The organism is Bradyrhizobium sp. NBAIM08, assembly GCF_020193935.1.
In the GTDB taxonomy this organism is placed as follows: Bacteria; Pseudomonadota; Alphaproteobacteria; order Rhizobiales; family Xanthobacteraceae; genus Bradyrhizobium; species Bradyrhizobium yuanmingense.
The window spans coordinates 1-381 of the sequence record NZ_JADYVR010001372.1; the positions used below are offsets into that span (position 1 = coordinate 1).

General features: G+C 70.1%; 1 protein-coding gene. It reads left to right on the plus strand.

The genetic code is table 11. The features are described 5' to 3' along the window. Positions 1-381: alcohol dehydrogenase catalytic domain-containing protein (locus tag I6F37_RS47235; RefSeq protein WP_225155129.1), on the plus strand; the 381-nt coding region annotated here is incomplete at both ends.

Consider the following 381-nt stretch of genomic DNA (forward strand, 5'->3'; position numbering starts at 1 on the left):
CCCAAGGCCGCCGAGGTGCTGGTGGAGTGGAAGGCCGCCGGCATGTGCCACAGCGACGAGCACCTCGTCACCGGCGACATGGTTCCGCCGGAAGAGGCCTGGCCGCTCATGGGCATCACGTCGTTCTTCCCGATCGTCGGCGGCCACGAAGGCGCCGGCATCGTCGCCGAGGTCGGGCCGGGGGTCACGAGCGTCAAGGTCGGCGACCACGTCTCGGCATCGTTCGTGCCGGCGTGCGGCCGCTGCCGCTACTGCTCGACCGGCCGTCAGAACCTGTGCGACGCGGGGGCGGGAGCCTTCCTGCCCGGGATGATCACCGACGGCACGAGCCGCCATCGCATGGGTGACACCGATCTCATGTTGTTCGCCAAGCTCGGCACG